The organism is Thermogemmatispora sp. (genome assembly GCF_042408735.1).
Taxonomy (GTDB): Bacteria; Chloroflexota; Ktedonobacteria; order Ktedonobacterales; family Ktedonobacteraceae; genus Thermogemmatispora.
Genome location: NZ_JBHOQV010000083.1, coordinates 27,810 through 54,231 on the forward strand (window position 1 = coordinate 27,810; position 26,422 = coordinate 54,231).

General features: G+C 60.5%; 21 protein-coding genes and 1 riboswitch. Of the genes, 7 read left to right on the forward strand and 14 right to left on the reverse strand.

Going from position 1 to position 26,422, the window contains the following annotated elements; all coding sequences use genetic code 11:
• Window positions 1-23: 23 nt before the first annotated feature.
• Window positions 24-1,025 carry a hypothetical protein gene (locus tag ACFMO7_RS06500; RefSeq protein WP_376794706.1) on the reverse strand — a complete coding sequence of 334 codons (1,002 nt, stop codon included), beginning with the start codon at window positions 1,023-1,025 and terminating at the stop codon, window positions 24-26.
• Between the two features lie 179 nt (window positions 1,026-1,204).
• Window positions 1,205-2,044, reverse strand: a complete 840-nt coding sequence (locus ACFMO7_RS06505; RefSeq protein ID WP_376794707.1) for an SDR family oxidoreductase — start codon at window positions 2,042-2,044, stop codon at window positions 1,205-1,207.
• Window positions 2,045-2,772: 728 nt separating this feature from the next.
• On the opposite strand from ACFMO7_RS06505, the gene ACFMO7_RS06510 reads away from it, so the two are divergent.
• A complete protein-coding gene (locus ACFMO7_RS06510) occupies window positions 2,773-4,086 on the forward strand; it encodes an Nramp family divalent metal transporter (protein WP_376794708.1) in 1,314 nt (437 codons plus the stop codon).
• 154 nt (window positions 4,087-4,240) lie between these two features.
• The gene (locus tag ACFMO7_RS06515; RefSeq protein WP_376794709.1) at window positions 4,241-5,158 is read left to right on the forward strand and encodes a universal stress protein; all 918 of its coding nucleotides are present in this window, start codon (window positions 4,241-4,243) and stop codon (window positions 5,156-5,158) included.
• A 33-nt stretch (window positions 5,159-5,191) separates the two neighbouring features.
• On the opposite strand, the gene ACFMO7_RS06520 is transcribed toward ACFMO7_RS06515, so the two are convergent.
• The 9 genes from ACFMO7_RS06520 to ACFMO7_RS06560 all read right to left on the reverse strand — a co-directional run bounded on the left by ACFMO7_RS06520 (window position 5,192) and on the right by ACFMO7_RS06560 (window position 16,145).
• Window positions 5,192-5,923 (reverse strand): metal-dependent transcriptional regulator, encoded by a 732-nt coding sequence (locus tag ACFMO7_RS06520; RefSeq protein WP_376794710.1) that lies wholly within the window; start codon window positions 5,921-5,923, stop codon window positions 5,192-5,194.
• Between the two features lie 190 nt (window positions 5,924-6,113).
• Window positions 6,114-6,800 carry a hypothetical protein gene (locus ACFMO7_RS06525; RefSeq protein WP_376794711.1) on the reverse strand — a complete coding sequence of 229 codons (687 nt, stop codon included), beginning with the start codon at window positions 6,798-6,800 and terminating at the stop codon, window positions 6,114-6,116.
• A gap of 776 nt (window positions 6,801-7,576) precedes the next feature.
• Entirely contained in the window at window positions 7,577-8,968 is a 1,392-nt protein-coding gene (locus ACFMO7_RS06530) for a GH1 family beta-glucosidase (RefSeq protein WP_376794756.1), read from the reverse strand.
• Window positions 8,969-9,689: 721 nt separating this feature from the next.
• Window positions 9,690-10,796, reverse strand: coding sequence for a LacI family DNA-binding transcriptional regulator (locus ACFMO7_RS06535; protein ID WP_376794712.1), 1,107 nt, complete (start codon window positions 10,794-10,796; stop codon window positions 9,690-9,692).
• Window positions 10,797-11,002: 206 nt separating this feature from the next.
• A complete protein-coding gene (locus tag ACFMO7_RS06540) occupies window positions 11,003-11,827 on the reverse strand; it encodes an ABC transporter ATP-binding protein (protein WP_376794713.1) in 825 nt (274 codons plus the stop codon).
• 2 nt (window positions 11,828-11,829) lie between these two features.
• A complete protein-coding gene (locus ACFMO7_RS06545) occupies window positions 11,830-12,612 on the reverse strand; it encodes an ABC transporter ATP-binding protein (RefSeq protein WP_376794757.1) in 783 nt (260 codons plus the stop codon).
• Window positions 12,613-12,649: 37 nt separating this feature from the next.
• Entirely contained in the window at window positions 12,650-13,735 is a 1,086-nt protein-coding gene (locus tag ACFMO7_RS06550; protein WP_376794714.1) for a branched-chain amino acid ABC transporter permease, read from the reverse strand.
• A gap of 52 nt (window positions 13,736-13,787) precedes the next feature.
• Window positions 13,788-14,660: a branched-chain amino acid ABC transporter permease gene (locus ACFMO7_RS06555; protein ID WP_376794715.1), complete on the reverse strand. Its 873-nt coding sequence runs from the start codon at window positions 14,658-14,660 to the stop codon at window positions 13,788-13,790.
• Between the two features lie 144 nt (window positions 14,661-14,804).
• On the reverse strand, window positions 14,805-16,145 hold the full coding sequence (locus ACFMO7_RS06560) for an amino acid ABC transporter substrate-binding protein (RefSeq protein WP_376794716.1): 1,341 nt from the start codon (window positions 16,143-16,145) through the stop codon (window positions 14,805-14,807).
• A gap of 426 nt (window positions 16,146-16,571) precedes the next feature.
• On the opposite strand from ACFMO7_RS06560, the gene cobS reads away from it, so the two are divergent.
• Together cobS and cobU are read left to right on the forward strand one after the other, a co-directional pair.
• Window positions 16,572-17,423, forward strand: coding sequence for an adenosylcobinamide-GDP ribazoletransferase (gene cobS, locus ACFMO7_RS06565; RefSeq protein ID WP_376794717.1), 852 nt, complete (start codon window positions 16,572-16,574; stop codon window positions 17,421-17,423).
• 28 nt (window positions 17,424-17,451) lie between these two features.
• Window positions 17,452-18,099, forward strand: a complete 648-nt coding sequence (gene cobU / locus ACFMO7_RS06570) for a bifunctional adenosylcobinamide kinase/adenosylcobinamide-phosphate guanylyltransferase (RefSeq protein WP_376794718.1) — start codon at window positions 17,452-17,454, stop codon at window positions 18,097-18,099.
• Between the two features lie 79 nt (window positions 18,100-18,178).
• Here the strand turns inward: cobU and ACFMO7_RS06575 are convergent, their stop codons facing one another.
• The gene (locus tag ACFMO7_RS06575) at window positions 18,179-19,375 is read right to left on the reverse strand and encodes an MFS transporter (protein WP_376794719.1); all 1,197 of its coding nucleotides are present in this window, start codon (window positions 19,373-19,375) and stop codon (window positions 18,179-18,181) included.
• 192 nt (window positions 19,376-19,567) lie between these two features.
• Window positions 19,568-20,755 carry a cation:proton antiporter gene (locus ACFMO7_RS06580; RefSeq protein ID WP_376794720.1) on the reverse strand — a complete coding sequence of 396 codons (1,188 nt, stop codon included), beginning with the start codon at window positions 20,753-20,755 and terminating at the stop codon, window positions 19,568-19,570.
• 131 nt (window positions 20,756-20,886) lie between these two features.
• A riboswitch (Fluoride riboswitch) is annotated at window positions 20,887-20,992 on the reverse strand.
• A 248-nt stretch (window positions 20,993-21,240) separates the two neighbouring features.
• Here ACFMO7_RS06580 and ACFMO7_RS06585 point away from each other — a divergent pair.
• Together ACFMO7_RS06585 and ACFMO7_RS06590 are read left to right on the forward strand one after the other, a co-directional pair.
• The gene (locus tag ACFMO7_RS06585) at window positions 21,241-22,557 is read left to right on the forward strand and encodes a CynX/NimT family MFS transporter (RefSeq protein ID WP_376794721.1); all 1,317 of its coding nucleotides are present in this window, start codon (window positions 21,241-21,243) and stop codon (window positions 22,555-22,557) included.
• 122 nt (window positions 22,558-22,679) lie between these two features.
• Window positions 22,680-23,447, forward strand: a complete 768-nt coding sequence (locus ACFMO7_RS06590; protein WP_376794722.1) for a dienelactone hydrolase family protein — start codon at window positions 22,680-22,682, stop codon at window positions 23,445-23,447.
• 11 nt (window positions 23,448-23,458) lie between these two features.
• Here the strand turns inward: ACFMO7_RS06590 and ACFMO7_RS06595 are convergent, their stop codons facing one another.
• On the reverse strand, window positions 23,459-24,613 hold the full coding sequence (locus tag ACFMO7_RS06595) for a glutamate--cysteine ligase (protein WP_376794723.1): 1,155 nt from the start codon (window positions 24,611-24,613) through the stop codon (window positions 23,459-23,461).
• Between the two features lie 491 nt (window positions 24,614-25,104).
• On the opposite strand from ACFMO7_RS06595, the gene ACFMO7_RS06600 reads away from it, so the two are divergent.
• On the forward strand, window positions 25,105-26,409 hold the full coding sequence (locus ACFMO7_RS06600; protein WP_376794724.1) for an MFS transporter: 1,305 nt from the start codon (window positions 25,105-25,107) through the stop codon (window positions 26,407-26,409).
• The last annotated feature ends 13 nt before the right edge of the window (window positions 26,410-26,422 follow it).

Genomic DNA, 26,422 nt, shown 5'->3' on the forward strand with positions numbered 1-26,422 from the left:
GCTTGTCGCGCTGGCCAAGGACTCTAGTTGATGGCGAGACCCTGCCAGCGCTGACCAAGGAGTAAGAGTTCGTCCTCGATCTCATGGAGAACGAGGAGTTCAGCCTGCATGTGCGAGATGGGCATGCCACGCTGAGCAGCTTGGCGCAGCCTTTCTAGCACCCGACCCACGAAAGTTGCGGTGTAGGGGCGCTGCTCTGCTGCCGAGGGCATGATGCCCAGCGCGATCTGGCTGCTGTCAAAAAACTCTTCTGGCGTACAACTCAACGTCAGAAGGTAGGCGTAGTCTCGGGCCAGGTCGAGCTGAGACTGGTGGAAATAGTTGGGCTGAGTGCTGGCGATCGAAAGACAGCCAGCGACCTTGCTTCCTTGTGCTAAAGGATAAACAAGCGTGCTTTCGGCCAGAGGCTCGCTGTGCGTGGGGAAATAGTAACTCAGATCGGCGCGGCTTGGCACGATGGCGTAGTGCCCAGTGGCCACGCACTGGCCAGGCAGCGATTCGGCCCCCAGGAGGAGCAACTCGCGCTCCGGCAGCGAGCGCCAGGGTGGGGTGCCTCGTCCCTGGGTGATGCGTAGACTGCGTACTTTCTGGGCGCGCGGATCAGGTGGCACGCACTGGATAAGGGTGATTTTCAGGCCAAGCTCGTGCGGATCAAATTGGCTCAGCATCTGCTGAAAAATAAGGTTGCGCATGGTTACAGAGCGCAGGGCCGGTGCGCATTCGAGGCAGGTGGTCAGAATGCGGCGATAAAAGGTCGACGGGATCTGGTGGTCTTCACCTCCGACCAATGGCTTGCCCAGCAGCTCAGGGTTGGCCTGCCGCAACTGCTCTGCCAGCACGGGATGGGCACGAAGGACCGCCTGATAGAGCTGCCGCAGGTGCTCCGCACGCGGACTGCTCTGCCCTCTGGCCCAGCGCATGATGGTGATACTGTTGACACCGACAGCCTGCGACAGACGCCGAAGCTCATGCACATTGCTGATGGCCTGCTCTAGCAGCCTCCGCCAGGTCTCCAGCTTTGCCATAATCGCCTCTGCTTGGGGATTATTGAATGCTGCCTCGTCAGTCCCGATCTGCCTATGACTGTCCTATTTTAAACCAATCCTGTGTAAATATCAACATGAATCGACCCTCTCTGTGACAGTAAAATAAACTCCGGCTTTGCTATATATTATCGATCAGCGATCATCGATAGATGATAACTTTAGACGCCGGCGTAAGCGGAGAAGCCGCCGTCGACCGGGACAACGATGCCTGTGACAAAGGCTGAGGCTGGACTCAGCAGCCAGAGGAGGGTACCGAAGAGATCCTCGGGCTGCCCCAGGCGCTGCATAGGGGTGTGATCCAGGATCCGGCGCCCGCGCTCGGTCAGGCTGCCGGTGGAGGGATCGCTTAGGAGTGCGCGATTCTGCTCTGTCAGGAAGAAGCCGGGAGCAATGGCATTGACGCGAATAGCCGGGCTGTACTCCTGGGCCATGTAGACGGCCAGCCAGCGTGTCAGATTGACGACGCCCGCCTTAGCGGCTCCGTAGGCAGGGACGCGCGTCAGTGGGCGCAAGGCTGCCATAGAGGCGATATTGACGATGCTTCCTTTTCCCTCGGTCGCCATGTCCTGACCGAAGACCTGGCAACAGTAGAAGGTGCCGAGGAGGTTGAGAGCAAGGACCTCGTGGAGAGCCTCGGCCGGTAGATCGAAAAAGGGCCGCTCCGGTCCTGTAGAGGCGGCCTCGCGGTTGCCTCCGGCGGCATTGATCAGGATGGTCACGCGCCCAAAAGTGGCCCTGATCTCTTTTGCTGCTTCCTCGATCGCCTGGCGATCGCTGACATCGCAGGGAAGTGCCAGGACCTCACCACCCCCGTCGCGAATGGTGCGCACGACCTCGCTTGTCGGACTGGCATGTCGGCTGAGAAGCGCCAGGCGGACCCCACAGCGAGCCAGCAAGCGTGCCATGCTTCCCCCAAGTACTCCGGTGCCACCGGTGATCACGGCTGTCTGCCCGGCGATGGTAAACAGCTCGCGCTCTGGGGTGACGTGCTCATTCATCGGATACTGCCCTCGCTTTCTCCTGTGCTATAGTGCTCTACTTCTTCTTCAGAATCATCATTTTAGAATCATCAGAAGGGGAGGGTCAGGACCTTCCTCCCTCCTCCGCTGTCCGGTTCTCCCTGGCCTGGCTACAGGCGCGGCAAGCCACTATGAGCTTCTTTCCCCGGTCAGAGCCGCCTCTCGACTGCGGAAGGCTGTGCTCCAGCTCCAGCGCACGTTCTCAGCACCGCAGTACACACAGCAGCGTCCCCACCAGCCATACCCGGCTCGGGACTCCCAGCTCTAGCCGTGGAGAGTTGACTGCTTCTTCGTCCAGTTAGCCAGTCCAGCTAGCCGGACCTGCCTTGCTGAACCTGACTGTCACTGGCTTTTTGCTGAATATCAATTACCACCCATCCAGCCAGGAATACATCCTTTTATTGTCTTTGTCAAGAATTGCGCCATCAGTTTTCGAGCGAGCTATCGAAGTTCCTGCCCTACCCTTTTTATCCTTCCATACCGCGGCTCTCTTCCCTTGACAGAGGTCGTCTGGGGCCGTATACTTCTCTTTTAAGATAGGGAAAATTTTGATTTTAAATATCTAAAAATAAGTGGGAACGGGCGACGGCTTGGGGCAGGAGCGTGCTCCTTCCTGGCCTGCGGGAGAGCTGCCAGCGTCAGGAGAGCGAGCAGACGCTCTCACACACAAAGGAACTGCAAGGAGAACATGATAGGAGCAGATGTTTATGCGATCCGAGTTCTCGAAGATCGTGGTCAACGGAGGGGGAGGAAGCCGGGGGACGGTGCAGGCGGCCAACGAGGTCCTGAGTGGTCAAAGCAGGCGGAGCCTGCTGCGTCGGGTACTGCCCTTTTTAGGGCCGGCCTTTATTGCCAGTGTAGCCTACATCGATCCGGGCAACTTCTCGACCAACATTCAAGGGGGGGCCAGCTTTGGCTATCTGCTACTCTGGGTCATCGTCGCCAGCAACCTCATGGCCATGCTCATTCAGGCCCTCTCTGCCAAGCTAGGTATTGCCACCGGGCTTAACCTGCCCGAGATGTGTCGCAACTATTTCCCGCGTCCTATTGTTTGGGGTATGTGGCTGCTGGCCGAAATCGTTGCCATGGCCACCGACCTGGCCGAATTTCTCGGCGCTGCCGTTGGTTTTCAGCTCCTCTTTCACATTCCACTCCTGCTCGGAGGTCTGCTGACCGCTGTAGTCACCTTCCTGATCCTTGGGCTAGAGCGCTACGGCTTTCGACCCCTGGAGGCCGTCATTAGCGCCCTGGTGGGAGTGATAGCGCTCTGTTACGTTATAGAGACCGTGCTGGTGCGACCTGCCTGGGGGACGATTGCCTATCACGCCTTCGTACCCCAATTCTCTGGTCCTGAGAGTATCCTGCTCGCCTCGGGCATTCTGGGCGCCACCGTTATGCCTCACGTGATCTATCTGCACTCGGCCCTTACCCAGGGGCGGATTGTCGTACGTGATCCGCTGCGTCTCAGGCGTCTCTTCCGCTATGAGCTTCTCGATGTTATCATCGCCATGGGGATTGCAGGCTTTGTTAATGCGGCCATGCTCATTATGGCCGCGGGCACCTTTTTTCAGGCCGGGCTGCGGCAGGTTGGCACCCTTGAAGAGGCCTATCGGACGTTGCAACCGCTGCTAGGAAGTGCTGCGAGCTGGGTCTTTGCTATTTCCCTGCTGATTTCGGGACTCTCGTCCTCGACCGTCGGCACGATGTCTGGCCAGGTCATCATGCAGGGCTTTCTCCATCGCCAGATCCCTGTCTGGCTGCGGCGCCTTATCACCATGCTGCCCTCTCTGATCGTCATCCTGATCGGCCTGGAACCGACCAGGACCCTGGTGATCAGCCAGGTTGTGCTCAGCTTCGGCATTCCTTTTGCTCTCGTCCCTCTGATTCTCTTTACGCAGCGTCGCGACATTATGGGGGTCCTGGTCAACAGCCGGCTAACAACGGTTCTGGCCTGGATAGTAGCTGGCCTGATCATTGCCCTCAACGTCTTTCTCTTGTATCAGGTCTTTACAGGAGGCTGATCGAATGCTAGCAGCTCGCGAGAAAGGAGCAGCTTCGGGCGATCAAGAGCAAACCATCGGACAAGCAGCTGAAGGCAGGATAGAAGCGGGGGAAGGACCTGGCCCGAGTCCGGATTTCAAAGGTGAAAGGGTTGTTGCTGGCAAGGGGGGGCCGATGAGGCTCCTTGTTCCTCTCGATGGCTCGCGTCTGGCCGAGGCTGTGCTTCCCAGCGTGATAGCGTTGGCCAGGCACTATCAGGCCGAGGTTGTGCTCCTGCATGTTCTGGAGCAGCGTCCTCCGGCTCAGGTGCATGGTGAGCGCCATCTACGGGACATTGCCGAAGCCGGCCTCTATCTCGAGGAAGTGGCGGCTCGCCTGCGAGCAGAGGAGCTGGCTGCGGTCGTCCACGTCCATGAGAACCGCGAGCAGAGTGTGGCGCGGAGCATTGTAGAGCATGTCCAGGAGCTGGCCAGCGACCTGGTTGTCATGTGTACGCATGGGAATGGGGGAGTGCGTGATCTCCTCTTTGGCAGCATCGCCCAGCAGGTGCTGCAGCAAGGTCCCTGTCCTGTCTGGCTTGTCCTGCCGCGCAAGGATGGGAGTGCACCCTCCTTCAAGCTGAGGCGCATATTGGTGCCGCTCGATGGGACGCCGGAGCATGAGCCGGGTCTACCTGCGGCCATTGCCCTGGCACGTGCCTTTGAAGCCGAGCTGCATCTGGTCTTTGTGATTCCGACGCTGGCTACCCTGGCTGGGGAGGCTGCCGTCTCTGGCGTCATGCTGCCCTCTACTATGCGGGCCGTGCTCGATCTGGCGGAACAAGGGGCACAGGTCTATCTTGAGCAGGTCGTCAGGCAATCTCAGGACCGGGGAGTCAAGGCTCAGGGGGAAGTCTTGCGAGGCGAGACAGTGCAGGAGGTAGCCAGGCTGCTGGAACGGCGGGAGATCGATCTGATCGTACTGGCCAGCCACGGTCGAACCGGCCTGGATGCGCTCTTGAGCGGCAGTGTGGCCCCTCGCCTTGTAGGGCGTGTGACCGTGCCGCTGTTGTTGGTGCGCGCCGGCAGCCAGAGCCGGCGCTCTGAGAGCTGACGGCGCGCCAGCGCCCGGGTCGCTTTGTTCCTGTCACATGGAGAGGCTTGGCTGAAGGCGATCGGTCGGATCGCCTTCGTCCTCCTGGAAGCTGACGGTGATCTGCTCGGCCAGCTCGGCGCTCAGGAGATGTTCGACCGCCTGGCCCTCCTCGCCGACGCGGATGCGCAGCGCTCCGCCGAAAGGAACTCGTTCAATGACGCACACCCGCGCCTCTGGATACAGGCCCATCTGGCCCAGGTAGCGCAGCTTAGCCGCGTCCTGGTCGTTGACGCGCAAGATGCGAGCAGGCTGGCCCTCGGGCAGGTGCAGCAGAGGTTGACCGGGGCGCTGGGCGATGATCCCCTCCTTGCTGGGAATCGGGTCGCCGTGAGGGTCAACCGTAGGATAACCGAGGAGTGCATCGAGTCGCTCCTCGAACTCCTCCGAGATCACGTGTTCCAGTCGGTCGGCCTCCTCATGCACTTTGTCCCAGCTATAGCCAAGTTCGCGCGCCAGGTACAGCTCCAGCAGCCGGTGGTGGCGGATAACCTCCTTGGCCTTGCGCTCTCCCAAGGGAGTCAGGCAGACGCCGCGGTAGGGAGTATGCTGTACCCAGCCAGCCTTAGCAAACTCTTTGAAGAGCAAGGTCACGGTAGCGTCGCTGACTCCCAGGCGCTCGCTCACTGCCGAGGTAGAGACCCTCTGGCCACGTTCCTGCATGGTGTAGATGACCTTCAAGCAATCGCTGACGCGCGGGGCCAGTGCCTGTATCGGTTCATCCATGCGCTCATATCCCGATGTCTGAAATTTCTAGTGCAGGAAATCTATATCACATCTTCAGCAGGTAAGCAAGGTATAGCAAGAGACCACGCAGAGGGACGGGCAACCTTGTGCGCCCGCGCTCGGGCCTGGGCATGCCAGGCTGGCCCTGCATTTCTGGCTGCCCGCAATCTGCGGAGGGCGCCTGGCCTGCTCACCAGAGAGCCAGGAACATAGTTGCCGCCCCATAGAGAAGAAGAGCCGTGCCCATGGCAATATCGCCCAGCGGCTTGGGCGCGCTCAGGGCGAGGCTACCGATCAAGACGAGCAGGAAGCCGCCAAGGAGGGCCAGACCCTCGGCAAGCAGGCGTTTGCCCAGGCGCAGGCGAGGATAGCGACGAAAGATCAACACCAGAGGCAGGGCCAGTAGCTCGCAGGTGCCTATTCCCAGTACCAGGCCGCCCAGCACCGCCTCGGGAGCTGCAAGGAACAGGCCAGTCAGGCCGAACAAGGCGCAGGCTGCTCCCCATAGATAAAACAGCGCCCCGATCAGACCATCGCCCCAGCCCCGGCGCTGGCGCTGTTGGCCCTCTAGCGAGGCGGGAGTAGGCTGCGCCTCAACAAGGGGGTAAGGTCCCGACGCTATGACGCTTGATCCCTGGGAATAGGGATCGGAGGCCGACCATCCCGAGGAGTAGGCGGAGGCCGCGCTCTCCAATGAAGCGAGGGGCGGCGTCAACGATCGGTACTGCCGCTCATCCAGAGGATTGGGTAAGTCCGCAGCGAGCGGAAAGCGGGCATTGACATAGCCTGCCTCCTCGCCCTGTGGCAGCATCTCCGTCAGATCGGCAAAAGTCTCCGCCAGCGTGCTGCCGCAAAAAGCACAGAAACTATTCGCCATATCGTTCTCGTGGCCGCAGCTGGGACAGAATCTTTTCATCGCACTTCTCACACGGCCCAGATGAGGGCCGCGCCCTCCCCAGAATTCAAACACAAGAGATCAACGCGCTGCTGGCCTGGCACTCCGCGGGCACCAGCCTGATCCGCCGTGAGGCGGCCAGACGAGCTTTCAGAGGCCTGCCTTCTCTGAGTCAAGACTCGTGCCGTAGCAGACAGGAGGCATGTTGACCTTCCTCCCCCTTTTCGCGGGAGGTGCCAGGGATCGGCCCAGGCTCGCCAGGGAAAAGCCGGCCCTTTCTTCACTTCGCTCGGCAGGTCGCCTGCCTGATCCTGTCCAGCGCGCGGAAGCCGGTCTGCAGACCGATGAACATGCTGCAGCAGACGATAGACCCCTGTCACCACGACGCCTGCTGACTGTCTGGAAGAACTACTTTCCCATTCTAATCTGAGCGTAGGTAAAAGGCAATGGCGAACAAGAGCAAAAGGCCGTTCTCTCCTACCAGGTCGAATCTTGCCAGTATTAACCATAACAAAAAATAATACTGTTAAAGTATATAGAGTAAGGTCAGTTCGTTACGTTATGCCAGGCTGCTGCCAGACATCCTGTTTTCCGCTGCAGGGAGCGGGGAAAGCGATGAGGCTACAGATGAAAGAGCGAGCGGCGGCCAGGGGAAGCAGGGCCTCGAGCAAGGCCAGAGCCGAGCGAGACCACTGATAGCTCTGGTCTCTGCCCGGCCTCGCTCGGCTCCGGCCCAACCTGTGCCCGGTCCTGCCGAATCAGGAAGAGGAGCGGCGGGCGGCGATAAAAGAGGCGTACCAGTATCCGCTATCCTTTATGATGCGCCGTTGCGTGGGGTAGTCGACGTAGACGATACCGAAGCGCTTGCTGTAGCCGAAAGCCCACTCGAAATTATCCAATAGCGACCAGACAAAGTAGCCGCGCACGGCTGCCCCTTCGGCGAGGGCCTCGCCGACGGCCTGGATATGCTGGCTCAGGTAAGCGACGCGGCGGCCATCGTGGACATGCTCATTACCGTCCCATTCGTCGCGGAAGGCCGCTCCATTCTCGGTCACCACCAGCGCCTTGGGCTGATAATCCTGCTGAAGGCGCAGCAGGAGGTCCTTGAGGCCGGCGGGATAGACCTCCCAGCCCATTTCCGTATAACAGGCGCCGGGTACTGGAGCCACCGTCTCATGGGCCAGGCGCGCCGAGATTGGCTCTTCCCTGGTTGGCGAGCTGGCCCGTACCAGCAAGCGGGTATAATAATTCACCCCCAGGAAATCGCAGGGAGTCGCGATCACTTCCAGATCGGTCGCCTCCATCGCTGGCGGCTGGACCTGCAGGGCAGAGAAGAGAACTTCGGGGTAGCGTCCATGGTAGAGCGGCTCAATGAACCAGCGGTTATGGAAGGCATCAGCCTGGAGAGCGCTTTCCTGCGTCTCGGGACGTCCGTCGGCAGGATAGACGGGGGTGAAATTCAAGACGATGCCTAACTGGGCGCCAGAGCGGGTAAAGGCCCGCAGGCGCGGCAGGGCCAGGCCGTGAGCCAGCAGCAGGTGATGGCCGGCGATAATGGCGGCTTGCAGGTCGCACAGGCCAGGAGCGTGCTCGCCGGAGCCGTGGCCCAGATAGGCGCTACACCAGGGTTCGTTGAGCGTTGCCCACCAGCGGACACGGTCGCCCAGACGGCGGGCTACCACCTCTGCGTAGTCGGCGAAAGCCAGGGCCGTCTCGCGGTTGAGCCAGCCACCATCGGCCTGCAGCGCCAGGGGCAGATCCCAGTGGAACAGCGTAACCAGGGGTGTAATATTGTGAGCGAGCAAACAATCGACCAGGCGCTCGTAGAAATCGAGGCCGCGGCTATTGAGCTTGCCCCTGCCTTGAGGTAACACGCGAGGCCAAGAGATAGAAAAACGGTAGGCGCCGATGCCCAGGCGCGCCATGAGGGCGACGTCCTCTTCCATGCGGTGATAGTGATCGGCGGCAATATCTCCGGTCTCCCCCTGGTAGGTCTTACCGGGTGTCCCCGCGAAGGCATCCCAAATGGAGGGGCCGCGCCCATCCTCGTAGGCGGCGCCCTCGACCTGGTAGGCCGAGGTGGCGACTCCCCACAAGAAATCGGGCGGAAAGCTGGCGTTGATTTCCCGGGCGTCGGGATAATGCTGCATAGCAGGAGCTGTGCGCGCTGGTTGACCCATTAATCCTCCTTGTTCAGGCGGAGCGGCAAGGCGCTGCCGCCTGGAATAGGGCAGTTCGTGCCGGACTGCGACCGGCTGAATCGCTGTGGCTGCCATAGATCGTGCCTCTATCTCCCCCGATACTATTGATGTAAACTCCGGATCTAGGACGACAGAGAATGGATCTTTTATCGATCATGCATGATTTGCTGCATGTAGACCTGTCCCCTTCTGGTCAAGCGCCCAGCCTGGCTGAGGGTGGCGCTCCCCGTGGCTCCAGCGCAGCAGGGCCAGCAGACTGAGTTTGAAGAAGGATGGGGCGACCGCAAGTGCAGTCGCCCCATCGGTTAGCGATTGGCGATTACCCCTGCGGCATCCCTGCCTGTCAAACTTACATCCATGTCTGCTTTCAGGCGAGAAGAAGCGTCCCTACTTAGCTGAAGGGGTAATAGGAATATATTTTTGTGTAAATGAACGAGAGAAGCAGAGGAGGCAGACGTTGCCTCTGGTCGCTCACTCGCTCAATCACGGCGCTGCCTGCTCTCTCTCGGTTGGTGGCCCGCACGAAGGCGCTTCACTGCGGCTCACTCCTCTCCTCCAGCAAGGGGGTTGCGATCAACCCCTTGCTGATGAGGACGGACAACAGGACTACCGACAACAGCATGACCTGTATGGTCAGGCCAGCCAGCCCCATCATCCGCCACTAGCCCGGCTACCCCTCTGACTTTGGCTCCTCACTGACAGTATGCTCCTGTTCCTGGTGGCGGGGCAGAAGCAAGGCTCCGCAGGATTCGCGAATCACCAGGCGAGTGGGAAGCTGAATGCGAATGGGTGGCTGAGGCCCACTCTCGGCGTCGGCCACGGACTGCTGTGGTTGCGCATGCAGTAGCGAGAGCAGCAGCTCGACGGCATTGCGTCCTATCTCGTAGAACGGCTGCTTAACGGTGGTCAATCTCGGCTTCACATGGGCCGAGAGAGGGATATCGTCGAAGCCGACAACGGCGATATCCTGTGGAATGCGCAGGCCCAGGGCCTCAGCGGCGCCCAGAAAGCCATAGGCCATCTGGTCATTGGCGATAAAGATGGCATCAGGGCGTTCTGAAGGCGACAACGAAGCCAGCGCCGTGGCGCAGGCCCGCCCACTGCTGGTCTCGAAGGTGCCGTTGAAGACGAGGGAGGGATTGAAGGGATAGCCGGCGTCATCGAGAGCCTGTCGGTAACCCTGATAGCGCTCCTGGACGCACCGGAACTCGGAGGGACCTTGCAGATGGGCAATCCGCCGATAGCCGAGGCGAATCAAGTGCATGGTGGCCTGATAAGCGCTGACGCGGTTATCAATGCCGACCGAAGGCAGCTCGGGGGCCGGTCCCTGGTCATCGATGACTACCACCGGCAGACCCTGAGTGGCAAGCTGCGTCAGGCGCGGAGTGAGCGACCCAGGTTGCAGAACCAACAGGCACGAGGTCAACCCCAAGGCCAGAATGCGGTTGACAATCGTGGAGGGACTCTGTCCGGCGTGAGTGCTGTAGAGAACGATCTCATAGTCAGTGTGCTCGATCGCCTCGGCAACGCCACGCAGAATCTCGGGAACGGTCGGCTGCGTCAAGGGCGGAGTCAGAACTCCTACCAGCCGGCTTCTTCCCCCCGCCAGTCCCGCAGCGGCCAGGCTGGGGACAAAGCCCTGCTCTTGCATGACACGCAGCACTCGCTCGCGAGTCTCGGCCTTTACATTACTGCGCTCGTTGAGGACTCGCGAGACCGTTGCCTTCGACACTCCTGCCAACCTGGCAATATCCTCGATCGTCACCTTCGGCTTCATACTGCCGGCTCACTCCCTGCTGCATTCATATGCTCATCCTCTTTTCCCTCTCCAACAGCTTCCCTCGCCTCCCTCTCACCCTCTCCAGGATGAAAGCGGTTTCATTGCTTTCTACGTAAGCATAATATGAAACCGCTTTCATGTCAAGGGGCAGCGGTAAGCAGAGGCCGCGGGACGATGACATGGCCCGCGGGCAGACCTGCTGTTCAGACTCCCAGGTAGGCGCTGCGCACGCGCTCGTTGTTCAGCAGCTCCCCGCCTGTTCCTGCCAGGACGATATGGCCGTTTTCCAGGACATAGGCGCGGTCGGCTCGCTCAAGGGCAATCTGGACATCTTGTTCAACCAGCAGCAGGCTGAGTCCTTTCTCGCGGTGGATCCTATCGAGTGCATTCAGTAGATCGTCCACGACCTGGGGGGCCAGGCCCAGGGACAGCTCATCGATCAGCAGCAGTTCGGGATGGCTCATCAAGCCGCGTCCGATAGCGCACATCTGTTGTTCGCCGCCCGAGAGCGAGCCGGCCAGTTGGTGGCGGCGCTCCCGCAGGCGTGGCAGGAGAGCGTAGACCTCCTCCAACTCCTGCTTGGTGGCCTGCTGCGAGCCGGCGCGCCTGGTATAGGCGCCCAGCAAAAGGTTCTCCTCCACGGTCAGCGCGCTGAACAGGCGTCGACCCTGGGGGACATGACTCAAGCCCAGGCGTACAATCTCCTCGGCGCGCCGATGGGTAATCTCATGCCCGGCGAAGCAGATACGACCTGCCCAGGCTGGTACGAGGCCCGAGAGGGTGGCCAGCAAGGTCGACTTACCGGCTCCATTGGCCCCAATGAGGGCCACCAATTCGCCGGGACGCACCTCCAGCGAGACATCCCACAGGACGCGCGTCTCATCATAGCCACTCTCCAGGTGCTCTACCTGCAGCAGGGTTTGCACCTGTGCCTGGGGTGGACTGGGGGCCGCCGTGAGCTGTCCAGGTGCTGGGCCGGGTCCTGAGTCGAGATGGCCCGATTCTGAATGTGGCTCTGTCGGCTTCATCCCTATTCCTCCTTCCTCTCCCTCTCTGGGACTGGGGTAGTGGGACCCTGGCGAGCCTGATGCTGGCGGGCATAGCGTTCGCCCAGGTAAGCTTCGATAACGCGCTGATCCGTTAGCACCTCCTCTGGCGGCCCTTCGACGATCTTTGTCCCCTGGTGCAGGACCATGATGCGCTGTGACAGGCCCGTAATGGCCTGCATCACATGTTCAATGACCAGCACCGTCACCCCGCTTGCATGGATAGAGCGGATCAGAGCAATCGCCTGCTCCACCTCTGTACGAGTCAGGCCGGCCATCACCTCGTCGAGCAGGAGCAGCTCAGGTTCCATCGCCAGGGCCCTGGCCAGCTCCAGGCGCTTACGATCGGCGACCGTGAGCTGGTCCGCCCGGAAGTGGGCCTTAGCTGCCAGCCCGACGCGCTCCAGCACCGCATCGGCCGCCTCGCGGGCAGCCGCCTGATTCAGGCCCCGGCGTCCGAAGAGAGAGCCGATCATCACGTTTTCGCGCACGCTCAGGCCCTTAAATGGTTGAGTCACCTGGAAGGTACGGGCAATGCCCAGATAGGCCCGTCGGTGAGGCGCCAGATGGCTGATATCCTGGCCGCGGTAGCGAATCTGCCCGCTGCTCAAGGGCAAGGAGCCGCTGATCAGGCTGATCATGGTCGTCTTGCCGGCGCCATTGGGACCGATAATGCCCACAATCTCGCCACGCCGCACGGTAAAGTCGAGCTGCCGGACGGCCGGCAGTCCGTCAAAGAACTTGCTCACGCCTCGCAGCTCCAGCAGGGGGTAAGATTCTCGCTGGCTCCCCGTTCCGGCTGGCTCAGACTCCGTTAGCGGCGATAACACGTCGGACACGTCGCACTCCTTCCGCCAGAAGCTGCCGGCGGCTCATCCCAGGGGCCAGCGGGCGCAGGAACTCCTGGGCCAGGCCCACCAGTCCCTGGGGTATAAAGATAGTGACAATGGCGATCGTCAGGCCCAGCAGCGAATTATGGAACGCTGAGCCACTGATTTGGAACTGGAATGAAAGCAGCTCGAAGAGGATCGCGCTGACCAGCGGGCCGAGCAAAGTTCCTGCGCCGCCGAGGACGGTCAAAAGGACCATCTCCACTGAGATGCCGACATCGAAGACCGTCGGAGGATCGAAGCCGGTCGACCAGTAGGCGTAGAGGCCCCCGGCGAGCGCGGTGGGCACGGCGCTCAGCACAAAGGCCCCGATCTTGTACCAGTAAGTTGGAATGCCCATTGCCTCGGCGGTCTCTTCGCTCTCGCGAATAGCGATCAGGGCATAACCGGCTTTGCTGCGCGCCAGGTAGGCGGTGACCAGAAAGCAGACCAGGGCCAGCAGCCAGAAAAGCAAGTAAAAGGCCGTATCGGAGAGCGCCGGCAAGGGCAGCTCTACCTCGCCGCCGCTGCCGCCGACATTGCGAATGGCCACCAGTTCCCGCGTGGCCTCAGCGATGCCCAAGGTGGCGATCGCGAAATAGTGGCCGCGCAAGCGAAGGACGGGTAAGCCGAGGAGAAAAGCCAGCAGGCCAGCGACCGCGGCGCCGGCCACGAGTCCGAGCCAGAACGACTGTCCAGCCAATATCAGCAGGCCCGTGGTATAGGCGCCGACGCCGAAAAAGAAGACATTTCCGAAGGAAGCGTAACCAGTGAAGCCCCCCAGAAAGTTCCAGCTCTGGGCCAGGGTAGCGAACATCAGAATCAGGGTCCAGGTATGCAGCGTAGCGGCATCGCCGCTGAGAGGAATCAGAGCCGCCAGGGCCAGTATAGTCAGACCCGTCAGCAGTGACCAGGGCCGGCGCCATTCTCCTTTGCGGGGGGCGAGCCTCTCCTGCTGCTCTGTCGTTGGCGCCGCGGCAGATCTGTGCGAAGTTGAAGGCTGCTGCCAGAATCCGGACATGGTGCCTGTTCCTTCCTCCCTCTCTTTCTGAAAAGCTGGCAGTTAGAGGCGCTCAGGCATAGAAGGCCTTGCCCAGGAGACCGCGCGGACGGAAGATCAGCACCAGGACCATCAGTGCGAAGGCGATAGCGTCGTCGTAGCCGGGGCCAATCCCCGGAAGCAGAGGCACGACAGTCTCAGCCAGGCCAAAGGCCAGTCCGCCAGCCAATGCTCCCCAGGGGGTGCCCAGGCCACCGAGCACCACGATCACAAAGGCCCGCAGCGTAAAGACTCCGCCTTGCGAGGGGTCGAAGGGATACAGCTCCACCAGCATCGCCCCTGCTGCTCCGGCCAGGGCCGCCCCCAGACCGAAGGTCAGCGCATAGATCCGATCGATGCGAATGCCCATCAGGCGCGCTGCATCGCGGTCCATCCCCGTGGCCAGAATAGCATTGCCCGTCCGGGTACGCTTCAGAAAAAGGCTGAGCGCGGCTGTCAGCGCGACCGCGATCGCTGCTGCCAGCAGGCGATCCAGAGGAATGTGCAGGCTTCCCAGCGTCAAGCCAAGGCCGCTGTAGGCCGTATTAATCGAGCGGCGGTCACTGGTGAAAAGCAGTTGGACCACATCCGCAATGAGCAGGTCAAGGCCAAAAGTTAACAGGAAGGTCACCAGAAAAGGCGCACGAATAACGCGGTTAATGGCCACGTATTGCACGGCCCAGCCCAGACCGAAGAGCGCGAGCATAGTCAAGGGAAGGCCGAGAAAAGGATCGATGTGGAGCTGGGTAAAGGCCCAGTAGGCAGTGTAGGCTCCGACCAGGATGAAGGCGCCGTGGGCGAGATTCACAATATTCATAATGCCCCAGACCAGCGAGAAGCCCAGGGCGACCGCGGCGTAGAGGCTCCCCAATAGCAGCCAGTTCACGATCACCTGCACGATCAGCATCGCAGAAACCTCTCTTTGCAAGGGAAGCCTGCACCCAGGCAGGCTTCCAGCGGCTAATGCCAGCCTGGTCCTGGTCCAGACCGGCAGGCCGACCAGGACCAGAAGCGGGCCGCTCTCTCAAGCGCATCAGCCAATGGAATGGGGCTAGCGCTGCGAGAAAGGTGGAGTGGGATAGAGGAGCTGGGCGTTGGCTACCTCCTTGGGATAGACGGTCACCACCTGACCGTTCTGGATCTGGATGGTGGCCATTGGCTTAAAGGTATTGGCTCCGGTCGCATCGAAGCGGATCACTCCGTAGAAGGTCATAATGTTGAGGCGGGCCAGAGCGTCGCGTACCCGCTGGGGATCGATTGAGCCGGCATTCTGGATAGCGTATTGGAAGGCCAGACCAGCGGCGGTCGACTCGGCAGACTGATACGATGGCTCGTGGCCGAAGGTCTGCTTGTAGATCCGCTCGTAGTTAGCCGGTGTACCGAAGAAATCGATGCCCTGGTAGCGCTCCTGGGGTGTCCACTGGGAGGATCCCAGGACATAGTTGGCGTCAGAGCCGAGCGAGGTAATAAAGTCGGGAGTGGCGGGGCCGACCGTGAAGGCGTAGAGCCTGGCATTGATATTGAGCTGCTTGCACTCCTTCATGGTTGTGACGGCTTCACTTTCATGGCCTGAGCCAAGCAACATATCGGGAACGCCTCCGTGTGCCGAGGTTTTGAGGGCTGTCAGGACGCCCGTCAGGTCAGTGGCCCCCGATGGGTAGGTCTGATAGTAAACGACCTCTATCCCGTGGCTGCTGGCGAAGGCGCGGGCTGCGGTGGCAACCTCTTCAGAGAAGGAATCGTTGGCCGAGATGATAGCCACCGTCTTCGGAGGATTGGGTAGGCTCAGGGCCGCTTCTAGCATGACCTTGGCGTACTCCGAGGCTGGACTGAGCACGCCAAAGATGTAGTGGAAGCCGCGGGAGAAGATGGCTTTGGCGGCGCCGTTGGCTTCAACCATTGGAATCTTGTAGCGTTCAGCGATGGCTTCGTCTTGCAGGGTGGCTGAGGTCCCGTAAGGGCCAAGCAGGAAGTTGACTTTGTCGGCGGTGATCAATTGCTGCGTGAGCTGGGCGCTCCTGGTTGGACTGCTGCCATCGTCATAGTACTTGAGCGCAACCTGATAGGTGGTGTTGCCAACTTTGATGCCGCCGTGGGCATTGACCTCCTTGACCCAAAGCTGGTAGCCTTCCAGCGTAAGATGGCCCTCGGTAGCGGTGGAACCGGTCAGCGAGATCGGAGCGCCGAAGAGGAGCGTGTTGCTGCTGCTCGCTGTTCCGCCGCAGGCCAGCAGTCCTGCCGAGCAGAGAAGGGCAAGCAGTAAGGAACAGAACATGACCGGCAGGGGCAGGTGTGAGGAGATGGGCCGCCTTGGGAAAGGCAGGTCGTGCGCTGGGCGGACGCGCTGGTGCCGCACAAGAAGGTGGAGGTCGCTGAAAAGCTGCAGAATCATGGCTTCTCCCCCCATCGTTGGGTTCGCCGGGTGGCGCTGTAAGCAGGGTCTGGACCGGCGTAGCTGGATGACTGGCGCTGTGCCTGGCCCGAGGCAGGGCGCGTAGAGCGCGAGATGAAACAGACAATCGCGGTCAAGCATTGCACAGCACAACCAGTCGTTGCCTGGCCTGCTCTCTACCTGAGCCGTCATTGGCGATGCCAGGCGTGGGCGCTGTCTCCCTTGCTTCGCTGCTCTGCCTGTTCATCTCCGCAATGCATCGCTGCGCTGGTCAAATACATTCAACAATTTCTATTATAATGGGTCAGACAGGGAGCGGTAAACTGATGATCGGCCAGCAGTGAGCGTGGCGCAGCTCATCGGCGGTCAGCCTGTTAAACTGCTGAGATTATCCGGTGCTGTCTACAAGCGAAGAGGAGGAAAGGTATGCGCACGCGCTTCGATGAAACTCGAACCCACCTGGCCTTAGAGGCCATCTGGAGACCGTGGACCCGGCTGGGCCGTTTCTGCCGTCAGCAATATGCTGAGCTGCTCGCAGCGGTGCTCTTTCTGACGATCTTGCCATTGCCGGGTCGGCGTCTGTTGGCGGAGAGCAAAGAGGAACGTGCCGTGCTCATTGTGGGGAGCATCTACTACCCGCTTGTTGGCCTGATCGTGGGAGCGATCCTCTCGCTGCTTGTAGTCTTGTGCTCGGCCCGTATGCCCGCCCTGGTGCTGGCGGCGTTGCTTGTCGTTGCCGAGATCGTGCTCACGGGAGGACTGCACCTTGATGGAGTGATGGACAGCTGCGATGGTCTCTTTGGTGGCATTGGGCGCGAGCGCCGTCTGGAAATCATGCATGATAGTCGCGTTGGTAGCTTTGGCGTGCTGGGAGCCGTTGCCCTCTTATTATTGCGTTTTGCCATTCTGGCCAGCTTACCTCTCTGGAGTCTACTCGCCGCCCTACTCGTCGCGCCTGCCTTGGGGCGCTGGGCTATGGTCCTCTGTGGCGGCCTCTTCCCGGCAGCGCGTCCCGATGGCCTGGGGGCAGCCTTCCACCGGGCGGTGACCCTGCGCCGTCTTGTGCTGGCCGGTCTGAGCAGCGTGTTGATTGCCCTCCTCTTCGCTCACCTTATCGGCCTGCTCGTCTGGTTTCTGGGCAACCTCCTCATACTGGGCCTTGGCCTGGCCGTTACCCGTTCCCTGGGTGGCCTAACGGGTGACATATGTGGCGCCCTGGGAGAGGTCTGCGAGGTAGTGGCCCTTCTGCTCTTCCTGCTGATGCATGTCTCTCTTTAGAGAATTAGAAAAAAGGAGCGCATTCTCTGTGAGCAACGAGAACGTCACAGATCAATCTGCCATTGCCCAGCTCACCTTTATTCTGGGGGGGGCACGCAGTGGCAAAAGCCGCTTTGCCCTGCGTCTGGCGGCCGCCAGTGGGCGACAAGTGGCCTTTATCGCCACGGCCACAGCCAGCGATCAGGAGATGGCTGAGCGCATTCGTCGTCACCAGGCTGAGCGTCCCAAAGACTGGTACACCATTGAGGAACCTGTGCGTCTGGACTGGGCTATTCAGCAGGCTGCCAGAGTAGCGGATGTACTGCTCCTTGATTGTCTGACGCTCTGGCTCAACAACCTTCTGCTGGCCCACCAGCGCCCCGAGGCAGAGATCGCCCCTCTTGATCCCGCCCTGGAGGCTCAGGTTCTTGAAAAGGTTGAACGACTGCTAGGGGCGGCGCGTGCGCTGCAGCCTCATCAGAAGCTCATTGTCGTCTCGAATGAAGTGGGGTTAGGACTCGTGCCGTTTTCCTCCCTGGGACGAGGTTACCGCGATCTGCTCGGCCTGGTCAATCAGCGTCTGGCCGAGGCTGCTGCACAGGTCTACCTCCTCATTGCCGGTCTGCCGCTCGATCTCAAGCGCTGGCAGGCCGAGACTTCGGCAGCCGGACCTGATCGTGGCGAGCTTGGTCTCTAGCCCGTAGTCGAACTGCCCACAGAGCAGACCAGGGACAAGGTGGCTGGACGAGCCAGAACTGGCGATGGCCGCGGAGCACTCAGGCCATCCTGGAAGCCTGCTGTCGTCGCCGACTCTGACGACTGGCGATCACGAAGAAAGGAATGGCCAGCAACTCGGCGAGCAGGCAGAAGGCTATCGCCAGTGGCAACGCCTGGCTGTAGAGCAGACCGATCAAGGCGCTGCCCAGGAACCAGCAGATGCCGTAGCCGGCCGTAAAGATGCCGTAAGCCGAGGCGCGGCGCTGGCTAGGGACCATCAGGGCCACGGCAGCCGGAATAAGTGACTCATGTACGCCCATCCCGAGGCCCCAGAGCACCACACCGGCCAGGGCCAGCCAGAAGCCTCCCAGGAAGACCAGAGGAGCGAATAGCGCGGACAGCACCGTCAAGGGTACGAGAATGCCCATTCCCAGCCGATCGAAGAGTCGGCCGAACAGCAGCGAGCCTAAGCCGCTGCTCGCCATCGCAAGAGCGTAGAAGACGGGAACCAGCGCCGAGGGCACGCTCGAGACCCGGACAAAGTGGTAGGCGATCAGGGGGAAATCGGCGAAGCCGGCAGCCACCAGGACGGCCCCAACCAAATAGATCCAATAGGTCGCTGGCAGTCCCTGCGCCTGTGCCACCGGTGCGGCAGGCTCCAGCTCATGAGGACGGGGATAGAGCAGGCGGGCCAGGAGCAGCAAGAGCAGCGTCAGGGCAGCGCTGACGGCTAGCGAGGCGAAAGCCAGACGGTAATTGCCCTGCCAGGCCAGCACCCCAGCAATGGCGAGTGGTCCCATCAAGGCCCCAAACTGATCCAGAGCTTCGTGAAAACCAAAGGCCCAACCATAGCCCATCTCATGAGCTGCCTGCGAGAGCATGACATCGCGCGGCGGATTGCGGATAGCTTTGCCTGCGCGCTCCAGAATAATCAAGGCAGCCGCCAGCGGCCAGCTAGTGGCTACCGCCAGCAAGGGGACCGCGGCCATTTGCACCACATAGCCCACAATTGTCACGGGCCAGTATTGGCCGGTGCGGTCGCTGAGAGGACCAGAGACAAGACGCAGGCCGTAGCCAAGCAGCTCGCCCAGGCCGGTTACCACTCCGATCAGGGCCGCTCCGGCCCCCAGCAAGGCCAGGTAAGGACCCAGAATCCCCCGTGCTCCCTCATAGGTGAAGTCCGCAAAAAAGCTCACAATACCGATCAACAGCACGAAGCGAAAGGCGGCCCTCTTAAGCGTAAGACCTTTCAGCAAAGGCTTTTCCTCCTTTTCTCTGGGCACCGGTGCAGCACGGCAAGCCCTGCTTGCCGGCCTTGCTCACCTGATCTTCCTCTTATTCTATTTCTATCTCCGCAAAAGGGCCATCAGCAAGGCCGCGAGGCGAGACCGAACCGAACTCGCTTTCCCATCCCTCAGAGCCGTGCGCTACTGTCCTGGTCTAGCGCGTCAGGCATCGGCCTCCTGCTCGGATTCAACTGTCTCCAGGGCTGGCTCATCCTCTGTCGCTGGCAGGGCCTCGAAGCGAGGCAGGAACCAGGTCTGGGCGATCAAAGTCGGCACGAAGGCCGAGAGGATCACCACGCTTACCAGGACCGTATACTGACTCTGGCCAATGATATGGTGAGTGAGACCATAGAGAGAGGAGATGCTGCCAAAGGTCAGCCCTGTGGCCATCAGCAGCGTAGTGTAGGTTCCCTCGCGAGCAGGGAGGTGGAAAGCCCGTGTCAGAGGCATTACGCCAAGGAACTTCGTTCCAATCTTGACAGTGAACAGGCAGATGATCAGCAAGGCGCCGCTCAGCAAGGCAGGGAGAGAGATGTACATACCAGCCTTCAGAAAGAAGAAAGGCGTCAGCAGAGCGAAAGCTAGCGAGCGTAAGCGCTGCATGAGGATCCGCTCATGCTCAAAGGAGCCGGCCATCACCAGCCCCACAAGGTAGGCTGGCAGTACAGCCTCGCTGCCGGCCAGGCTGGCCAGGCCACCTAGAGCGAAGAGGACGAGCAAGAGCAATTTCACCTCAAACTCGCTCACTCGCCCACCCAGATAGTGGAAGAGCCAGCCTGTCAGGGCCGGCAGGCGCCAGAGCAGGAGGGCCGTCGCGACCACAAAGGCCAGCATCCAGAGCGTAAAGCCGGCAAAGAGCAGACCTAACGCCAGCACCGTACCCAGATCGGTCACGAAGCAGGCCGCCAGAATAAGCTTGCCAATCTCGCGACGATTCAATCCTGTCTCGACCATAACGGCGTAGACCACAGCTACCGACGTTGTCGAGAGAGCGATACCGGCCAGCTCGGCAGCGCGCCAGCTCCAATGGCTCACAAAGAAAGTGAAGGAGAAGGCTCCAATGAAAGGAATCAGGAAAGAAAGGGAGCCTATGAGCAGACTGGGCCAGAGATGACGTCGAAAGGCCGCCGGCTCGATCTCGGCTCCCGCCAGGAACGTGAGCAAGACCGAGCCAAGGCTAGCCAGAAAGTCGCTCCAGGCCGTGGTATGCAGCAAATGGCTGTTGCCCCCGATTACTCCCAGGACGATTTCTACCAAAGCCACCGAGACGCCTGTGCGGATCGAAATCAAGCTGGCGAAAAGAGCCAGCGCCATCCAGGTAGCAGCGATGAACCAGAGATTTTCCAGCACTCTTCTCCTCCTGATACCGCAAGCGAGAATTTCGAAAATCCATCCGACCTGGAGGCGCTGGTCAGGGGAAGAAAAAACCGGGGCAATTATGCGGAGCGCAAAACAAAAGACCCCTGATTTGCGCCTCCAGGCGTAAATCAGGAGCCATCAGCAGCGCTACTAATCGTCTGCAGTTTCGCCGTCTCCTACGCTCGTAGTAGCGAAGGGGGCGCGGCGGACTCCATCGCCTTTACCTTGCTTTGTGTGCGGCAGCTCTTTCTTCTGCTACTGTCTAATAGTATACAACAGTCTGCAAGAAGTGAGCAAGGGAAAAGCCTGGCCTTGAGAAAGGCAAAAGCGGGAGGTTTGCCATCTCTGGAACTGGCGGCCTATAATGAAGAGGCGACTCGCCACGCCAGCAAGCTCCGTCTTTCCTCTTCCCCAGAAATCGCATTGTTGGAGCAAAAGCCTTGGAACAGCGATCGGCTGAAACTGAAACCCTTTCCATGCCAAAATGGCGCATGATCATCTGTTGCCTGCTTCTTACCCTGGTTGGATTCAACCTGCGCTCCGTTATTCTAGGGGTGCCGCCGGTCTTGCCATTGGTGCAGCATGATCTTGCGCTCTCCTATTTCGAAGTTGGCCTCCTGACGGCATTGCCCCCGCTGACCCTGGGGATCAGTGCCTGGTCATCAGGTTTCGTCATCGAGCGTCTTGGAGAACGGATCTGTGTCGCGCTTGGCCTTCTGCTGCTGGCGGCGGGGGCGCTGCTGCGAGCTTGCTGGCCATCGGCAGCGGCCCTTTTCTTCTTCACACTAGTCCTGTGTCTGGGCATTGTGCTCGCTCAGACGGCCGTACCTCCGCTAGCGCGGCGCTGGTTCCCGGGGCAAGTAGGCTTCGTCACGGCCCTCTTCAGCGATGGTCTCATTATTGGCGAAGCCCTCGCCGCCGGGCTGACCGTCCCCCTGATGCAGCGTTTCTTTGGGGCCGACAACTGGCAGGCCACCTTTATTTTCTGGGGGCTACCGGCTCTGGTGCTTCTAGGGGGCTGGCTGGTTTGGGCGCCGCGGCCAAGAACGAGCCTGGCTCAGGAGCGTGCTCAGGCGCGGCGGCAACTCATACTCCAGCGGCCGGACCAGAAGGCTCAGCCCGCGCTCTCTAAGGCCGACAAGAGGGAGAGACGGCAGGTCAATGCCTGGCACCTGGGCATCCTACTTGGTGGGGGGAGCCTGATCTATTTCGGCATGAACGCCTGGATTGCTCCCTACAACGCGGCCCTGCAGCGAGCCGCTGCCACACCGCTGGTGCTGGGCGTCCTCAACACGGCTCAACTCCCCTCGAGCCTGGCGGTAACCCTCTTCGCCCAACGGCTGGCTGGCAGGCGCTGGCCGTTTGTCGTAGCCGGTCTGCTTTGTGCCGTCTCCCTCATCGCCTGGCTCATCTCGCCGGTTGAACTAGAAGTCATCTGGGCGGCCCTCATCGGAGCTGGCTCTGCGCTCGTCTTCACGCTTGGGGTAGCCCTGCCTGCCTTACTGGCTGCCCCTGGTGAGGTTGCTCGTCTGACCGGGATGACCCTTTCGCTCACCTATGCTGTGGCCTTCGTCGGGCCACTGCTTGGTGGGGCCCTCTGGGATCTCCTCGGCTGGCCGGCCCTGGCCTTCCTCCCCGTCTTGATTGCCTGCCTCTTACTGGTAATCCTGGGAGCCTTCCTGCCTGAGCGCTCCTCTGGGCCAGAGACCTCCATTGAAGCCAGGTCAGATGAGCGGAGTCTGAGTGGCAACGCTGCCAGCCAGCAACAATCGGCGCCGCCAGCTACCTCCTAGCCTGTCGGCAGCGAGGGCGCCATCGACCAGCCGCGATGCGATTGCAATTTTGACCCAATGAGCTATCATGAAGAAAGACCAAGAACAGAAACCAACGATAAGCAAGGGAGGCTATCCAGGCCATGTGCTACGATGACAATGCCCGGCCACCTGTGCCCGAGGGTGCCGATGGGCAGGCCAAGGGAGAAGATCTTGTTCTCACCGCCGCCGATGGCAACCGCTTCGCGGCCTACTTCGCCCGCCCGGCGACCCCTGGAGGGGCGCAGGTCATTATCTATCCCGATGTCCGCGGCCTCCATCAATTCTACAAAGAGCTGGCGCTTCGCTTTGCCGAGATCGGCATTGCCGCCATTGCCATTGACTATTTTGGACGGACCGCGGGCTTAACAGCGCGCGACGACTCCTTTGAGTTCTGGCCTCATGTTCAGCAGCTTCGGCTAGAAAACTTCTTTCTGGACGTGCGAGCGGCCCTTGATTACCTGCGCAGCCATGCCGAAGCCGAGGGAGCGACCTTCCCCGTTGGCTTCTGCATGGGGGGCAGCCTCACCATCCTCTCAGGACGCGATCGCTCCTTCGGCTTTGCCGGCCTGATCGCCTTCTACGCGGGATTGAGCCGGCCTATTGCGGGCAACGGCACAGCGTTGGAAGGCGCCGATCAGCTGGCCTATCCTCTGCTGGGCCTCTTCGGTGGGGCTGATCAGGGCATCCCCGTGAGCCAGGTTCACGAGCTAGAAGAAAAGCTGCGTCGTCAGGGCCTTGAACACAGCATACACATCTACGAAGGGGCGCCCCATAGCTTCTTCGATCGCCGCTACAGCGAATATGCCGAAGCCTGCGCTGATGCCTGGCAGCGTGTCCGCGCCTTTATTGCGGCCCATAGCCGTCGCTAGGCTCGCAGCGTTCAGGATGTCGCTGAGCTTCCCTGCGTGGTTTCGCAGGTCCAACCCTGCGAAGCCAGGTAGGGAAAACGTAGCGCCTCCTTCAAGCTCCCCGTCCGGCGATAGTGCGCGATCATCTGGTGAGCCGGTGTCTGACGCTTCTCCAGAAGGGCAAAGAGCGGCTCCAGCAACTGAGAGTCCTCGTCTGCGGCCAGGGAGCGCGAGGCCGCCAGCAGCACCTGCCGGGCCCCCTCAAAAAGCTCCTCATCGTCAAATCCGCGCAGGGCCGCGCGCTGGTGAAGGGTGGCATCGGGCACAGTGGCCCGTCCTGGCAGGCTGACGTCAAGGGTCAGGCCCTTAAGCAGAGCGAGTAGCGCGGCGTAGAGCGAGAAATCCGCGCAGCTATCGCAAGCTTTGAACTCCAACCGTCCTATCTCGGCGGGAATGCGCGCCAGCTTTGTCAAGGAAGGGCTGCTGTAGATCAGTTGATCTTCTTCCGCGACAAAGACCAGCGCCGCCGGACGTTGGCCGGTACGCAGAAAGGTCCGAACCGATAAGCCTTCCCAGAGCCTCCCCTCGTAAAAGGGTGAGCTAAAGCTGAACGGCACAATATAGGGGCTGTAGTAGGTCAGCTTGCGCCCATGGTCGATCAGCTGCTCTACCGACCAGGCTGCACAGGACAAACTCAGATCAGGACCATAGGTCAGGAAAGTACTGAGGGCTGTGCGATCTTCTGGTGAACGGTCAAGCAGGCGCCATTCATAAGGATTGAGAGGCGGATCAAGAAAGAGGCAGCTCTGGTAAGGGTTGTAGCTCGTCAAGACAGGGGTAAATCCATGGCGGGCAGCTACCTGGCAGAGCAGGGCAAAGCTTTCCTGAAGCTCTTGGACGGCGCCCCTGATGTCAGGATGAATGGTTGTCCTGATTTCTATGCCCTTGGGAAGACAGGTCAGCCACTCGCCTTCAGGGCTGAGCCGCTCCAGGGCTTCAAGGTACCAGCGCTTCACGCGGATACCAGCGTCGCCGATGCGTAGCTGCTCTTGATCACGGGGATAGAGCGGCAGCTCGTCGATTACTGCCTGGAGCAGGCTGTAGGGAGTCGAAGCAAAATCCACAAAGCGCTCAGCGCCATCGAGAAAGGCCACCTCGTGTTCAATACCAAAGCGGAAGTCGCTCATCTATCTCATCCTTTGCTCGAAATACGGGCGGAGAAAGAGCTACCTGGGAGCGTCCTTCGTGGAGATAGGAGATTCTCCCCCACCTCCACTGTTACTGGCCACCTGGGGAGAAAAAGCGGCTCTTCCCTTGCGGCGGTGCAAGGAGCGATCCCAAATCAGAGTTGGCAACTCAGATATTAGCATGGCCTAACATCGACGTCAAGAGGAAAGGCACTTCTGGCTTCGAGAGTAGTACATGAATATACCGCTATATGTCACACAAGAACAGGCAGCCGGCCGGACCAGGATCTCACATGAAGGGCCAGAGTGCTGGTGAGACGACGGAGTAGCCAGGAAGCGGACGAGTAGGCCGATTGGTGAGAGAAGGTCAAGTCCCTGGCTCTCGCTCTTGCTTCTGCCTGGGGGGTGGAATATAATTAGGAAGAATGCCGACCTCTGCAATGCGCGACTCGTCTGTGCAGGCAGCGGGTGTGGCAAGGGCATCCCTGCTTATGATCGCGGACAATCAACATCAGCGAAGGCCGCTCCTGCAGCGTCTCATTAAATCAGCTCTCGCCAGCCCTGGCTTTCACAATCGGACCCTCCTGGCCATCTCTTTTTCTGTGTTGGGGGCCTATATAGGCACGGCCATGATCAACCCTGTGCGCGTGCTCTATGCCCAGGCGCATGGTGCCTCGTTGCCGATCATTGGGGCGATGGCCTCGGCCTACCTGGTTTCTGACTTTCTCTTTGGCTACCCGTTAGGCTGGTTAGCCGATCGCTGGGGGCGCAAGCAGGTGATTCTGATCGGCATGGCGGTGCAGGCTCTCCTCTCCGCGCTCTATCTGCCGGTATCTGATCCATTCCTATTTATCGTGCTCCGTTTCCTTGAAGGCATTGCAGCGGCCTCTCTGCTGCCGGCGGCGCGGGCACTGCTCATTGACGCTGTGCCCGTCGAGCAGCAAGGTGAAGCCTTTGGCATCTTTAACGCCTTTTTCAACGCCAGCTTCCTGCTTGGGCCAGCTCTTGGCGGAGTGCTGGCGGCCCTTGGCTACAGCTGGACTTTCATCGGAGCGATCCTTATCCGGCTGATCGGCATGATCATCGTCGTGCTGCTCATTCATGACGAGCCTGGCAGCCGTTCGCGCCCGACAAAGCAGCCTGCGCTCAGGAGCGTCTTCAGAGAATTATTTGCCTGGCCGTTGCTGGCCTCCTATCTCATTGCCTTTGGCGACTATCTCTATGTGGGCTTTGATCTTACCCTGACGCCGCTCTGGATGCACGATCACCTGCAAGCTTCCGTTGCCATTATCGGTGTAACGTATACCGCCTGGGCGGTGCCCAACACCCTCTGCTCACCCATCGGGGGGAGGGTAGCTGATCGCTGGCGGCGTTCCACTCTCATCCTGATCTTTGGTCTGGCCCAGGTGCCCCTCTATCTCTCCTACGGCCTCATCAGCGGAGCGCTGCTGGCCTTGCTGCTCTTCGCCGTACATGGACTAGTCTATGCCTTTGTCCAGCCGGCCATCGATGCCCATCTAGCGGCCTTTTCGGGGAACGATGTGCGCGCCCGTATCCAGGGCCTCTACAGCACCGTTGGTTTGATCGGGGCCTTTGTGGGGAGTGATCTTTTCATTCCTCTTTACCTGATCAACTTCCGCCTTCCCTGGTTTACAATGGGAGTCTGCTATGGTCTCTGTATCCTCATTGGAGGGCTGATTATTCGGAGACAGGAGGCTAAAGCTCTCGCCTCCTCCCAGAGGATTGCCGAGAGCCAGGCTGAAACGATGATCTCCGGCTCAAGCACCCGTTCCTAGCGGCAGCCCTTCC

Excerpts from the sequence above, each read along its gene's own strand:
- ACFMO7_RS06520 (WP_376794710.1), bottom strand. The coding sequence starts at position 5,923 with ATGGATGAACCGATACAGGCACTGGCCCCGCGCGTCAGCGATTGCTTG.
- ACFMO7_RS06555 (WP_376794715.1), bottom strand. The coding sequence starts at position 14,660 with ATGCTGATCGTGCAGGTGATCGTGAACTGGCTGCTATTGGGGAGCCTC.
- ACFMO7_RS06515 (WP_376794709.1), top strand. The coding sequence starts at position 4,241 with ATGAGGCTCCTTGTTCCTCTCGATGGCTCGCGTCTGGCCGAGGCTGTG.
- ACFMO7_RS06550 (WP_376794714.1), bottom strand. The coding sequence starts at position 13,735 with ATGTCCGGATTCTGGCAGCAGCCTTCAACTTCGCACAGATCTGCCGCG.
- ACFMO7_RS06590 (WP_376794722.1), top strand. The coding sequence starts at position 22,680 with ATGTGCTACGATGACAATGCCCGGCCACCTGTGCCCGAGGGTGCCGAT.
- ACFMO7_RS06600 (WP_376794724.1), top strand. The coding sequence starts at position 25,105 with ATGATCGCGGACAATCAACATCAGCGAAGGCCGCTCCTGCAGCGTCTC.
- ACFMO7_RS06500 (WP_376794706.1), bottom strand. The coding sequence starts at position 1,025 with ATGGCAAAGCTGGAGACCTGGCGGAGGCTGCTAGAGCAGGCCATCAGC.
- ACFMO7_RS06525 (WP_376794711.1), bottom strand. The coding sequence starts at position 6,800 with ATGGCGAATAGTTTCTGTGCTTTTTGCGGCAGCACGCTGGCGGAGACT.
- ACFMO7_RS06585 (WP_376794721.1), top strand. The coding sequence starts at position 21,241 with ATGCCAAAATGGCGCATGATCATCTGTTGCCTGCTTCTTACCCTGGTT.
- ACFMO7_RS06530 (WP_376794756.1), bottom strand. The coding sequence starts at position 8,968 with ATGCAGCATTATCCCGACGCCCGGGAAATCAACGCCAGCTTTCCGCCC.
- ACFMO7_RS06540 (WP_376794713.1), bottom strand. The coding sequence starts at position 11,827 with ATGAAGCCGACAGAGCCACATTCAGAATCGGGCCATCTCGACTCAGGA.
- ACFMO7_RS06560 (WP_376794716.1), bottom strand. The coding sequence starts at position 16,145 with ATGATTCTGCAGCTTTTCAGCGACCTCCACCTTCTTGTGCGGCACCAG.
- cobS (WP_376794717.1), top strand. The coding sequence starts at position 16,572 with ATGCGCACGCGCTTCGATGAAACTCGAACCCACCTGGCCTTAGAGGCC.
- ACFMO7_RS06510 (WP_376794708.1), top strand. The coding sequence starts at position 2,773 with ATGCGATCCGAGTTCTCGAAGATCGTGGTCAACGGAGGGGGAGGAAGC.
- ACFMO7_RS06595 (WP_376794723.1), bottom strand. The coding sequence starts at position 24,613 with ATGAGCGACTTCCGCTTTGGTATTGAACACGAGGTGGCCTTTCTCGAT.
- ACFMO7_RS06505 (WP_376794707.1), bottom strand. The coding sequence starts at position 2,044 with ATGAATGAGCACGTCACCCCAGAGCGCGAGCTGTTTACCATCGCCGGG.
- ACFMO7_RS06535 (WP_376794712.1), bottom strand. The coding sequence starts at position 10,796 with ATGAAGCCGAAGGTGACGATCGAGGATATTGCCAGGTTGGCAGGAGTG.